This window comes from Vibrio sp. 10N.247.311.12 (assembly GCF_041467515.1).
In the GTDB taxonomy this organism is placed as follows: domain Bacteria; phylum Pseudomonadota; class Gammaproteobacteria; order Enterobacterales; family Vibrionaceae; genus Vibrio; species Vibrio crassostreae_C.
This window is the reverse complement of sequence record NZ_JBFSUV010000040.1, coordinates 42005-53835: the sequence shown is the minus strand read 5'-3', so window position 1 is coordinate 53835 and position 11831 is coordinate 42005. Positions and strand designations below refer to the sequence as shown.

The 11831-nt window shown below is 46.1% G+C and carries 7 protein-coding genes; 5 read left to right on the top strand and 2 right to left on the bottom strand.

Features of this window, described 5'->3' with window-relative positions; genetic code table 11:
- Positions 1-138: 138 nt before the first annotated feature.
- Positions 139-1974: a translational GTPase TypA gene (gene typA, locus AB6E30_RS17035; protein ID WP_017059220.1), complete on the bottom strand. Its 1836-nt coding sequence runs from the start codon at positions 1972-1974 to the stop codon at positions 139-141.
- 562 nt (positions 1975-2536) lie between these two features.
- Between typA and glnA the strand changes: the two genes are divergently transcribed.
- The 5 genes from glnA to AB6E30_RS17010 all read left to right on the top strand — a co-directional run bounded on the left by glnA (position 2537) and on the right by AB6E30_RS17010 (position 10191).
- Entirely contained in the window at positions 2537-3946 is a 1410-nt protein-coding gene (glnA, locus tag AB6E30_RS17030) for a glutamate--ammonia ligase (RefSeq protein WP_017059221.1), read from the top strand.
- A 214-nt stretch (positions 3947-4160) separates the two neighbouring features.
- Positions 4161-4730 (top strand): DUF4124 domain-containing protein, encoded by a 570-nt coding sequence (locus AB6E30_RS17025; RefSeq protein WP_372104542.1) that lies wholly within the window; start codon positions 4161-4163, stop codon positions 4728-4730.
- A 168-nt stretch (positions 4731-4898) separates the two neighbouring features.
- Positions 4899-5975 (top strand): nitrogen regulation protein NR(II), encoded by a 1077-nt coding sequence (gene glnL, locus AB6E30_RS17020; protein ID WP_019826501.1) that lies wholly within the window; start codon positions 4899-4901, stop codon positions 5973-5975.
- Between the two features lie 121 nt (positions 5976-6096).
- Positions 6097-7500 carry a nitrogen regulation protein NR(I) gene (gene glnG / locus AB6E30_RS17015; RefSeq protein WP_048661285.1) on the top strand — a complete coding sequence of 468 codons (1404 nt, stop codon included), beginning with the start codon at positions 6097-6099 and terminating at the stop codon, positions 7498-7500.
- 108 nt (positions 7501-7608) lie between these two features.
- Complete coding sequence (locus AB6E30_RS17010) at positions 7609-10191, top strand: GGDEF and EAL domain-containing protein (protein WP_017059225.1); 2583 nt, start codon at positions 7609-7611, stop codon at positions 10189-10191.
- Between the two features lie 83 nt (positions 10192-10274).
- On the opposite strand, the gene hemN is transcribed toward AB6E30_RS17010, so the two are convergent.
- Positions 10275-11666, bottom strand: coding sequence for an oxygen-independent coproporphyrinogen III oxidase (gene hemN, locus AB6E30_RS17005; protein WP_372104539.1), 1392 nt, complete (start codon positions 11664-11666; stop codon positions 10275-10277).
- Positions 11667-11831 lie beyond the last annotated feature (165 nt).

Sequence of the window (11831 nt, the reverse complement as noted above, 5' to 3'; positions counted from 1 at the left end):
GCCCGTAGAGGACTTTCACCTCCTAGATCAACGCCATGCTCGGCGCACAACAAAAGCCCCGAGCAGCTAGGCTACTCGGGGCTTTCTTACTTATTCTAAAACGTATTGCTTGTTAGCTAGAAGCTAGTCAGCTGGCAATTAAGCCTTAGCTGGACGTGCTGCACGCTTACGTTCGTTTTCAGTAAGAAGTTTCTTACGGATACGAATGCTTACTGGCGTTACTTCTACTAGTTCGTCTTCGTCGATGAACTCAAGAGCTTGCTCTAGAGTGTGACGGATAGGTGGCGAAAGAACCTGTGCTTCATCAGTACCAGATGCACGAACGTTCGTTAGCTGCTTACCTTTCAGACAGTTTACTGTTAGGTCGTTTGAACGGTTGTGAATACCGATGATTTGACCTTCGTATACTTCATCCGCGTGCTCAGCAAATAGACGACCACGTTCTTGTAGGTTGAATAGTGCGTAAGTCAGAGCTTTACCAGTTGCGTTCGAGATTAGAACACCGTTGTTACGTTGACCGATTACGCCGCCTTTGTGAGGACCGTAGTGATCAAATGAGTGGTAAAGAAGACCAGAACCAGACGTTAGAGTTAGGAACTCAGTTTGGAAACCGATAAGACCACGAGAAGGCATCATGAAGTCCATGCGAACACGGCCTTTGCCATCTGGAGACATATCAGTTAGCTCACCTTTACGTAGACCGATGTTTTCCATGATGCCACCTTGGTGCTCTTCAAGCACGTCGATAGTCACAGTTTCAAACGGTTCAGTTAGGTTGCCATCTTCGTCTTTCTTGATGATAACTTCTGGACGAGATACAGCTAGCTCGAAACCTTCACGACGCATGTTTTCGATCAGGATAGATAGGTGAAGTTCACCACGACCTGAAACACGGAAACGATCTGGGTTATCAGTTTCTTCAACACGTAGTGCAACGTTGTGTACTAGTTCTTTCTCTAGACGCTCAAGGATGTTACGTGAAGTAACGAACTTACCTTCTTTACCCGCGAACGGAGAAGTGTTTACTTGGAACGTCATTGTTACTGTTGGTTCATCAACAGAAAGCGGAGTCATTGCTTCAACATTGTTTACGTCACAGATAGTGTCTGAAATTTTCAGCTCACCAAGACCAGTGATTGCAATGATGTCGCCAGCGTTAGCTTGCTCAACTTCGTGACGGTCAAGACCTAGGTAACCAAGAACTGTACCTACTTTACCGTTACGTTTTTTGCCTTCTGCATTGACGATAGTTACTTGTTGGTTTGGTTTAACAGAACCACGAGTAACACGAGCAACACCGATAACACCTACGTAAGAGCTGTAATCAAGTTGCGAAATTTGCATTTGTAGTGGACCGTCAAGGTCAACTGCAGGCGCGTCTACTGTATCAACAACAGCTTGGAACAATGGTTCCATGTTCTCGCCAGTTTCGCCTTCAGTCATTGTTGCCCAGCCGTTTAGAGCTGAAGCGTAAACAACTGTGAAGTCTAGTTGCTCATCAGTAGCACCTAGGTTGTCGAAAAGGTCGAATACTTGATCCATAACCCAATCAGGACGAGCGCCTGGGCGGTCAATCTTGTTGATTACAACGATTGGCTTAAGACCGTGTGCGAATGCTTTTTGCGTTACGAAACGAGTTTGAGGCATTGGGCCATCAACTGCGTCAACGATAAGCAGAACAGAGTCAACCATAGACATGATACGCTCAACTTCACCACCGAAGTCCGCGTGTCCCGGAGTATCTACGATGTTGATGCGGTAATCATTCCAGTTGATTGCTGTGTTCTTAGCAAGAATGGTAATGCCACGCTCTTTTTCGATGTCATTCGAATCCATGACACGCTCTTCAGCTTCACCACGAGACTCAAGAGTGCCTGACTGTTGTAGCAGTTTATCAACCAAAGTCGTTTTACCGTGGTCAACGTGCGCGATGATCGCGATATTTCTTAACTTATCAATCTGTGGAGTAGACATGGATTCTCGATTCACTCATAAAAGTAGCCGTCACTTATCTCAAAAGTTTGGATAATAACCGCTAGCTTGATTTAAAAAACGGTCAATAATATACCAGATTCTAGACAAAAACCCAGAAATATGTGATCTGAACCGGGGCTTTTTTCTTTATTAGCGATTCATATCCGCTTAACTTTGATTCAGTACAGTGTTGAACAGCCCAATTCGTAGGACTCTAAAAAAGTATCACCTGCGAGTGGCGAACCAAATCTCCCGCAAAATAACAAAAGTGGATTGACAACTTAGGCAATTCATTGCTGAATGGTGCTCGCTTATGTCTCATATTGGTGCACAGACAAACAATTGCACCAATAAGGTGCGCACGGAGATCATTTTGGTGCAAAAACCAAATTAAGCAAAACCGAAAAACAAGTAAATCATTGAAATTAATGGAATAATTTTTTTGGCACGTTTTTGGCTATAGATAAATCAGCATCGATTAATGCACTTATAGACATTAATCAATGCTAGTTTCAACCGAATCGAGCTAATACCGAATTAATAACACTGGAGGTTATCCAAGATGTCAGTAGAAAATGTACTATCCCTGATCCAAGAGAACGAAGTTAAATTTATCGACTTACGTTTTACTGATACAAAAGGTAAAGAGCAGCATATCTCTATTCCTTCTCACCAAGTTGATGCAGACTTCTTCGAAGAAGGCAAAATGTTTGACGGCTCTTCAGTAGCTGGTTGGAAAGGCATTAACGAATCTGACATGGTAATGATGCCAGACGCAGCATCTGCTGTACTGGACCCATTCACAGAAGACGCAACACTAAACATCCGTTGTGACATCCTTGAGCCTGCAACAATGCAAGGCTACGACCGTGACCCACGCTCTATCGCTAAACGTTCTGAAGAGTACCTACGTTCTACAGGTATCGCAGACACAGTTCTAGTTGGTCCAGAGCCAGAATTCTTCCTATTTGACGACGTTAAGTTCTCAAACGACATGTCTGGTTCTTTCTTCAAGATCGATGACGTAGAAGCAGCTTGGAACACAGGTTCTGACTTCGAAGGCGGTAACAAAGGTCACCGTCCTGGCGTTAAAGGCGGTTACTTCCCAGTAGCTCCAGTAGATTCATCTCAAGACATCCGTTCAGCAATGTGTCTAGTAATGGAAGAGATGGGCCTAGTTGTTGAAGCTCACCACCATGAAGTAGCAACTGCGGGTCAAAACGAAATCGCTACTCGCTTCAACACGCTAACAGCGAAAGCTGATGAAACTCAAATCTACAAGTACGTTGTACACAACGTTGCTCACGCATTTGGTAAAACAGCGACATTCATGCCTAAGCCACTAGTTGGTGACAACGGTTCTGGTATGCACGTTCACCAATCTCTAGCAAAAGACGGCGTTAACCTGTTTGCTGGTGATAAGTACGGCGGCCTATCTGAAATGGCTCTTTACTACATCGGTGGTGTAATCAAGCACGCTCGTGCAATCAACGCGTTTGCTAACCCATCAACTAACTCGTACAAGCGTCTTGTACCTGGTTTCGAAGCACCTGTAATGCTTGCTTACTCAGCACGTAACCGTTCTGCTTCTATCCGTATCCCAGTAGTACCAAGCCCTAAAGCACGTCGTATCGAGCTACGTTTTGGTGACCCAGCAGCTAACCCATACCTATGCTACTCAGCAATGCTTATGGCTGGCCTTGACGGCATCAAAAACAAGATTCACCCAGGCGAAGCTATGGATAAAGATCTATACGACCTTCCTGCAGAAGAAGCAGCTGAAATCCCAACAGTTGCAGAATCTCTACAAGAAGCTCTAGCAGCGCTTAGCGAAGACCGTGAGTTCCTAACAGCTGGCGGCGTATTCTCTGACGATTTCATCGATTCTTACATCACTCTGAAATCTGACGACGTACAACGCGTGAACATGGCTACACACCCACTTGAGTTTGAACTGTACTACTCAGTTTAATCTCCTGTAGAGATAAGCCATTTCTTACTGCAACCTTGTAAGAATCGCTGACTAAATATTAGGCTCGCCTCGCAGGCGGGCCTTTTTTATATTCTCCCTCCCCCCGCTTCCTCGTACCATACCTTAGACAAAAGCCCTCAGAGGCTGTCGCGCTAAATACAATAAAACCAACGCCAAACGTGAAATCACCTAGCGGTGAAAAGAGGCTAAAGATATGAAAAACATACTGTTCCTAATCGGGTTAACAGTCGCGCTCTCGTGCTCTGCTCAAACGGTGTATACCTGGATAGATGAAGATGGCGTGCTCCACTTTAGTGATAACCCTAGCGCTCAAGATGCCGAGGCTCTTCGCCTGCCAGATGTGCAAGCTTCAGCACCCGCCCCTAAATTTGAGGCCTCAACTCCGGTTGACGCTGCTGCTTCCTCTACAACTAAAACGGCAACGCCAGCCAAAACTCAGGCAGAAACCGAAACCACAAAGCGCGAGGTTCCTACTCAATTAGCCCTCACCATGTTGACTCCAGTTCATGATCAAACCATTCGCAACAACCGCGGCTTAATCCCGATTCAGATAGAGCTCAACCGAAAACTTGGTATTGGGGAGCAATTACAATTGATGCTTGATGGCCGTCGATATGGCGCCCCACAGACCCAGCCTATTTGGGAATTAAAAGGTATCGATCGAGGTACTCACACCATTGCAATTCAAGCACATAGAAGCGGCAAGCTTATTGCATCTACTAGTCCAGTCACCGTGTATTTACATCGAGCGACGCTCAAGTAGGCCAATGTGTTAAAAGAGGCCAAATAACCTCTACTTTTCACCTAATCGAAGCAGCTTTCAGCGACTCTAATGAATTATCTTTAGCTTCTGGTTGATATGCGCCATACTTGAACTTAGCCACGCACCAATTTGGTGCAGTGAGAAAAACACCAGTTCAAGGACGAAATAGTGAATCGATCAGCCAAAAGCGACAGCATAGATACACATCATCTTTCCAGCGCCATTCTCGACAATATGGTGACTTCGACATTGATGCTCGATGAGCAATTGTATGTCCGATACGCCAATCCGGCCGCTGAGCAGCTCTTTTCACAGAGCGCACGACGCATCGTTGATCATCCACTGAGCCAACTTATCCAACACGCTTCACTTGATTTGGCGCTTCTGACGCAACCGCTACAAAGTGGCCAGAGCATTACCGACAGTGACGTTACCTTCGTTGTTGATAACCGCCCACTGATGCTTGAAGTCACGGTTAGCCCAATATCTTGGCAGCGAGAGACGCTGTTATTGGTTGAGATGCGCAAGATAGACCAGCAAAGACGCCTTAGCCAAGAGCTCAACCAACATGCACAACAACAAGCGGCTAAGTTGCTGGTACGCGGGTTAGCACATGAGATCAAAAATCCACTCGGTGGCTTAAGAGGTGCGGCGCAGTTACTTGGGAAAATGCTTCCTGATCAGTCTCTTAATGAATATACGCAGATCATTATTGAGCAAGCCGACCGCTTAAGAGCATTAGTCGACCGTCTGCTTGGCCCACAGAAGCCGGGGACTAAATCAGAAGAGAACCTTCACCAGATACTTGAGAAAGTCAGGCAGCTCGTAGAGCTCGAATCGGGTTCAACGCTCGCCATCGAAAGGGATTACGACCCGAGCCTACCGGACATCTTGATGGATTCGGCACAGGTTGAACAAGCGATGCTCAATATCGTGAGCAATGCAGCGCAGATTCTAAAGACTCAAGATTCTGGCAAAATCACCATTCGCACCAGAACGGTGCATCAAGCAAATATTCACGGGCAGCGACACAAACTCGCAGCTCGTATTGAGATCAGCGATAACGGTCCGGGCATCCCCGATGATTTAAAAGACACGCTGTTTTACCCAATGGTCAGCGGACGAGAAGGTGGAACAGGGCTGGGGCTATCGATTTCTCAAAACCTGATCGATCAACACAATGGGAAAATTGATGTTGAAAGCTGGCCAGGCAACACCACATTCACGATTTATCTACCGATTTAGGTCATAAGAACCTCGCTATTGGACAGCGAGATGAAAGGCTTAGCTCGGTAACACAAAGATTAAGACATCATAAAAACAACAATGATTATCACAATAGATTTGGCTGCAAAGGAATTGAATTATGAGTAAGGGATACGTTTGGGTCGTCGATGACGACAGCTCTATCCGCTGGGTAGTAGAGAAAACACTTTCATCTGCGGATATTAAGTGTGAAACATTTGCTGATGCTGAGAGCGTGTTGCTTGCGCTTGAGCGCGAGACACCGGACGTATTGGTGTCTGACATTCGCATGCCCGGCATTGACGGGATTGAGCTGTTGCATCAGGTTCATCAACGCTCTCCCGACCTGCCCGTGATCATTATGACCGCGCACTCAGACCTTGATGCGGCGGTGAATGCTTATCAAAAAGGCGCCTTTGAATATCTTCCAAAGCCGTTCGATATTGATGAAACACTGACTCTAGTCGAACGAGCGATCGCGCACAGCCAAGAGCAGAAACGCGAACAAGCCAGTGAGGTCGCTGAAGACACCAACGCACCAGAAATCATCGGTGAAGCACCGGCAATGCAGGAGGTTTTCCGAGCGATTGGCCGTTTGTCTCGCTCATCCATATCCGTGCTGATCAATGGTGAATCGGGTACCGGTAAAGAATTGGTCGCTCACGCTCTGCATCGTCACAGCCCAAGAGCTAAGAAGCCCTTCATTGCCTTGAACATGGCAGCAATCCCCAAAGATCTGATCGAGTCTGAACTGTTTGGCCACGAAAAAGGTGCCTTTACCGGTGCTAACAGCGTTCGCCAAGGACGCTTTGAACAAGCCAACGGCGGCACCCTATTTCTGGATGAGATCGGTGACATGCCACTCGATATCCAAACTCGCTTGTTGCGTGTACTTTCTGATGGTCAGTTCTATCGTGTCGGCGGTCACTCTGCAGTTAAGGTAGACGTTCGTATCGTTGCCGCAACCCACCAAGATCTTGAGCGCTTAGTGCATGAAGGCGACTTCCGTGAAGACCTTTTCCACCGACTCAACGTTATCCGAATCCATATCCCGGCACTTCGCGAACGTAAACAAGACATTGAAAAGCTGACTCATCACTTCCTAGCATCCGCCGCCGAAGAGCTCGGTGTTGAAGTGAAGACACTGCATCCTGAGACCATTTTGAAGCTCAACCAGCTCAATTGGCCGGGTAACGTACGTCAGCTTGAGAATATTTGTCGTTGGTTAACGGTGATGGCTAGCGGCAGCGAGATACTGCCTTCCGATCTACCACCGGAATTGTTGGAAGAAAAAGTCGTGACCACCTCAGGAACTGGAGACAACTGGCAACAACTGCTCGCTAATTGGGCAAAGTGTGCGCTTGATTCAGGAGAAAAAGAGCTACTAACTTATGCGCTGCCAGAGTTTGAACGTATACTGCTAGAGGCTGCACTCAACCATACCAATGGTCATAAACAGGATGCAGCCAAGGTTTTAGGTTGGGGAAGAAACACCCTAACTCGTAAACTAAAAGAACTGTACTAGACCTTATATGATTCTCGATGCAGCTACTTTTTAACCCAAAAAGTGTCGCTTGGTTTGAATAGTGTCGGTACAATTACAGTACACTATTCACCAAAGTTGTAGCTAAAGATGTCTTTGAAAACACAAATTACTTTGAGAACCGCAGTGGTTCTGCCATTCGTGATGATTTTTCTGTTCACTATGGGTGTAATGGTTTTCACTCAAAAGCTAAGCTACAAAGAGATGGTGAGTGATGTTAGTGCACGCCAGCTGACATCACTGACTGACAATGTTCATCAAAGCCTGTCTAATTTTTTAGAAAAGCCATTTCACGCCAACCTCTCGCTCAGCCATAACATCGGCTACCACCATCTTTATCAAGCAGGCAATCTTAGTAAGGTCCAAGACTATATTTTTTATACGTTTTCAGACCATTACACTGCTGTACCTCAACTCGATGCGATCGGCTTTGGTTCTGAAGATGGTAACTACGTCGGTTTCCGCAAAGAAGCCAACAAAGGCTACACCTTGATGGTGCAAGACGAACGCACCAATGATCAGCTGGTCATTTACCGTGGCAGCAAAATTAGTGAAGACATTCGATCGGTGATTTCAGGTTACGATCCTAGAATCCGTCCTTGGTACACACCCATTGCGACACAGAAAAAACCGTTATGGTCACCAATTTATGCCAATGCTGACGAACGTCAAGAAATCACCTTATCTGCTCTAGCGCCTATCTATGATGATAATGAATTCAAAGCCGTCGTAGTCAGCGACATCAAAATCAATACCTTCAATGCGTTTCTCAGAAAGCTCAAAGATAGAACGGATGCCTCTGTTTACATCATCGATAAGCAGCAACGCTTGGTCGCGCACTCAGGCGGAGGCAGTGTCGTTTCATGGGGCACAGGACAAACCAACAAAGGGCAACGCAAACTAGCAACAGAGAGTGCTAATCCAGTCATACGTGAGAGTGCTAGCTACGTAGAGCAATTCCACCTAATCGAGAATTTGGGCGAGCAGCGCTTTAGTTTTAGCCTAGACAACGAACGCTACTTCAACCAAATCACCCCATACGAAGATGAGCACGGGCTCACGTGGTTTATTGGGGTGTCGATCCCTGAAAGCAATCTGCTCGGTGAATTGCCAGAAAATCAAAGAAACAGTTGGTTGCTTGGGCTAGCACTGAGCTGCATTGGGGTCATTGCAGGATTAATTGCCTTTAATCGCGCAACCCAACCCATCACCTCGACAGCGGATGCGGCAAAACGCCTTGCTAAGGGCGATTGGGACGCGAGCATGCCAAAAACAGGGCATATATATGAAACCAGCATGTTGGTCGAGTCATTCAATGAAATGACCAACAACTTAAAGGCTTCGTTTCATGCATTACAGTCTCAACTTACCTATGACTCATTAACCAAGCTATACAGCCGTGAAGGCTTTATTGACGCTGCCAAGAAACACCCCGACAACGAAAAAGGCACACTGTATTTGATTGGTATTGATCGCTTCCGAGACATCAATGACAGCCTAGGTCATTACAATGGCGACCAGCTACTTATCATTGCGGCCGCTCGTTTAAGAGGCACACTGCCATCCGAATACCTACTAGCTCGCACTGGTGGTGATGAGTTTGCCATCTACGCGCCAAACGTAACGCAAAGCGATGATGTTCAGCTGCTGACTAACCGCTTACTTCAAACCTTCGCTTCCCCATTTTCAATGGAATCGGAAAGCGTGGTGATTAAGGTATCGATGGGGATAGTGAATGTCTCGAATCTTCACGACATTACACTCCTGCTACGCAGCAGCAGCATTGCATTGAGCAATGCGAAACAAGACAAAACCAGTGTCTGTATTTATAGCCTTGAAATGGGCAAAGCATCGAGACATCGCACCAAGATGTTAGCGCGGATGAACCGAGCGATTGAGCTTCAACAGTTCGAACCGTTTTATCAGCCTATTATTGATCTGGAATCTGGCTCGACCATAGGAGCAGAAGCTTTAGCTCGCTGGATAACGGATGAAGGGGTGATCTCGCCACTCGAGTTCATTCCTCTCGCGGAAGAGAGCGGGCTCATTGACGATATCGGAAAACAAATTCTGCATAAGTCGTGTCGAGATACAGCCATCGCGATTGAGTCAGGAAAATGGAGCAAGGACTTCTCGATTCACGTCAACCTGTCGGTCGTTCAGCTAAGCGAAAGTGGCTTTGTGGAACAAGTAAAAGGCACGTTGCGAGACACAAATCTGCCAGCAAGCAACCTGACACTAGAGATCACCGAATCACGCATCGTCGACAACGACCCGACCATCATCGATAACATGCTGACTCTAAAAGCACTAGGGATATCAATTGCGATTGATGACTTTGGTACCGGCTATTCGTCACTGGCTTATTTACACAAACTGCCATTTGATTGCTTAAAGATCGATCGCAGCTTTGTCAGCAAACTTGATAAAGAGAACCTAGATAGCTCCATCGTCGCGGCCATCGTTAACATCACTAAGGGCTTCAAAGTAAGCTTGGTGGCAGAGGGCGTTGAAACACAGCAACAGGCTGAACTTCTCAAGCAGCTGCAGTGCCCGCTTGCTCAAGGCTTCTTATACAGTCGCCCAGTTCCGTTTGACCAATGGCCTACCGACCTCATCAACTCCAAGCAAAGTGCCAAGGTCAAACAAAATACCACTGAGAGTCTCACCTAAACCAGGCAGAAATCGAATGAGTCAGATACAAAAATGCCAGCATGATGCTGGCATTTTTTATTGTTCTATTCTCTATCGAGCGATTAGATAACGCGAGAGAATTGCTGTTGGCGAGCCTTTGCACGTAAGTATTTATCAAAACACATACAGATGTTACGGATCAGCAAGCGGCCACGCAGAGTAACGCGGATTTCTTTATCATCGACTTCAACCAACTCATCGTTGATAAAAGTTTGTAGAAGCTCTAAATCTTCTTTGAAGTAGCGATTAAAGTTAACCGAGAACTCAGATTCGATCATTGTTTTATCAAGCTTGAAGTTACAAATCAGCTGCTTGATCACTTCACGACGTAGAAGGTCGTCACTGTCTAGAGCAACACCTTTCCAAAGTGCATGACGCAGGTCATTCACCTGAGCGTAGTACTTCTTCAGCTCTTTCTGATTTTGTGCGTAAGCATCACCAACCATAGAAATCGCAGAAACACCGAAACCAATTAAGTCAGCTTCACCTTGGGTGGTGTAGCCTTGGAAGTTACGATGCAGAATACCTTCACGCTGTGCTACGGCTAGCTCATCTTCAGGTAGTGCGAAGTGATCCATACCAATGAACTGGTAACCCGCTCCCGTTAGCGTCTCGATGGTATCTTGCAAGATAGCCATTTTCTCTTTCGCTTCAGGTAGATCTTCGTCTTTAATCTTACGCTGCGCCGCAAACAGCTGAGGCATGTGTGCGTAGTTAAATACCGATAAACGGCCCGGCTTCATTTCTAACACTTGCTTCAATGTTTCAGCGAACAAAGCTTGAGTCTGCTTTGGTAGGCCGTAGATCAAATCCAGGTTAGTTGAACGGAAGCCTAGCTCTTTCGCTCGTTTAACCATCGCAATGATGAAATCTTCATCTTGCTCACGGTTAACCAGTTTCTGCACTTCTTTATTGAAGTCTTGCACGCCAATGCTCAGGCGGTTGAAGCCTTCGTTACGCAGGTGGTCAAGTACGTCTAGCTCAATCTCACGCGGGTCAACTTCAATACTGATTTCAGCGTCAGCAGTGAAATTAAATTCCTCACGCAGAATCATCATCAAGCGAGTAATTTGTGTTTTGGTCAAGAACGTTGGCGTACCACCACCGAAGTGCAATTGCGTCACTTCACGGCCATTCAACAAAGAGGCGCGCTGGCGGATTTCATGTTCAATCACATCAAGGTACTCATCCGCTTTATGCGAGTGACGAGTAATGACTTTATTACAACCACAGTAGTAACAAAGCTTATGACAGAACGGGATATGCACGTAAAGAGAGAGTGGACGCTCAGGGTACTGAGTACACGCCATGTCGTAATCAGCGACGGTAAACGCTTCATGAAACTCCAACGCTGTTGGATATGAAGTGTAACGAGGTCCCGAATAGTTGTACTTGTTTAAGATCTCTTGATCCCAAACGATTTGCTGATTCGTTGTTACTGGCTTGCTCGACATAGCGGTAATTCCAATTTAGATCCGCGAGAACCTAAGGTCTCTCAAATCATTTTACATACATTAAAATATAGACGGGTTATTTTGCCACACGACCAGTAAGGTCGTTCCAAGACAAAATCAATTTTTCAGACAAAAACTCAGAACTGCTAGCTTGATCACTAACAA

Bases quoted from the DNA above. Each gene is read 5' to 3' on its own strand.
- hemN (WP_372104539.1), bottom strand. From the start codon at position 11,666: ATGTCGAGCAAGCCAGTAACAACGAATCAGCAAATCGTTTGGGATCAA.
- glnG (WP_048661285.1), top strand. From the start codon at position 6,097: ATGAGTAAGGGATACGTTTGGGTCGTCGATGACGACAGCTCTATCCGC.
- typA (WP_017059220.1), bottom strand. From the start codon at position 1,974: ATGTCTACTCCACAGATTGATAAGTTAAGAAATATCGCGATCATCGCG.
- AB6E30_RS17025 (WP_372104542.1), top strand. From the start codon at position 4,161: ATGAAAAACATACTGTTCCTAATCGGGTTAACAGTCGCGCTCTCGTGC.
- glnA (WP_017059221.1), top strand. From the start codon at position 2,537: ATGTCAGTAGAAAATGTACTATCCCTGATCCAAGAGAACGAAGTTAAA.
- AB6E30_RS17010 (WP_017059225.1), top strand. From the start codon at position 7,609: ATGTCTTTGAAAACACAAATTACTTTGAGAACCGCAGTGGTTCTGCCA.